A 1,087-nucleotide genomic window follows, 5' to 3' on the forward strand; every position below is an offset into this window, starting at 1 on the left:
CACGTACAGCATTCCAAAGTTGACCATATTGGTAAGCATTCAACATCTTAGCACGCGAAACCTCATCCACAACGCCAAAAGTTCCACTATATGAGATCTTAGGTGCACCTTGTTTACCTCTCTTAGTAGTAACCAATATAACACCATTGGCAGCACGAGCACCGTATACAGCAGCCGCAGCATCTTTCAAAACCGAAATACTTTCAATTACAGACGGATCCAAATTATTAAATGCAGTTGCTCCTAAGTTTTCTGTAACATCACCAATTTTCACTTCTACAGGATAAATATACCCATCAATAACATATAATGGTTCTGAAGCAGTACCACCAATATCTGATAAAACATCATTTTGACGAATATTAATCCGAGCATTCTCACCAGGTCGCGCATCTCCACCACTAACGCTAAGTCCATTTACCATACCACTCAACGTACTTGCCAAGTTACCGGAAGCAAGATCCTGAATATCATCCATAGGTACAGTAGCAATAGCTCCTGTTAGATGCGCTTTTTTCTGCGTACCATAACCTACAACTACCACTTCATTCAAAGATGCCGAGCTTTCTTCAAGCATGATCTTCAAAGAATGAGTCTCACCCGACACCCAGACTTTCTTTGTGGAAAAACCAATATAGGATGCGACAAGCAGAACGCGTTTGCTATCTTTTATCTGTAGTGTAAACGAACCGGAAAGATCGGTTGTCGCTCCTTGAGTAGTACCCTGTACGGTTATATTAACTCCCGGCAACGGTTGTCCGGTAGCATCAATGACTGTTCCTTTTACAGTGTATTCTTTAAATTCTACAGGTGTTTCTGATTTTCTTTCTTCTTTTCGGGGAAGGCGGACAATAATCACTTGTCTTCCTTTTACTGTATATGTCAGTTGTCTTGGAGGCAATATTCTATTCAAAATAGATACAACTGACTCGTTTTGTGCTTTGACTGTTACTTTTTCGTTTTCTTGAAGAACATTTTCTTTAAAGAAGAAAACGTAATTACTCTTTCTTTCCAATGTTTTAAACAAAGTCTCTAAAGAAACATTCGTCAAGTTCAATGTAACATTCGTGGACTGAAGGAGCATAAA

The 1,087-nt window shown here is 39.3% G+C and carries 1 protein-coding gene; it reads right to left on the reverse strand.

Features of this window, described 5'->3' with window-relative positions; all coding sequences use genetic code 11:
* A partial coding sequence (locus AB5935_RS27750) for a carboxypeptidase-like regulatory domain-containing protein (protein ID WP_410525560.1) occupies positions 1 to 1,087 on the reverse strand: 1,087 nt, incomplete at both ends.

The organism is Phocaeicola sp. RTP21198st1_B8_RTP21198_201120 (assembly GCF_040929485.1).
Taxonomy (GTDB): Bacteria; Bacteroidota; Bacteroidia; order Bacteroidales; family Bacteroidaceae; genus Phocaeicola; species Phocaeicola dorei.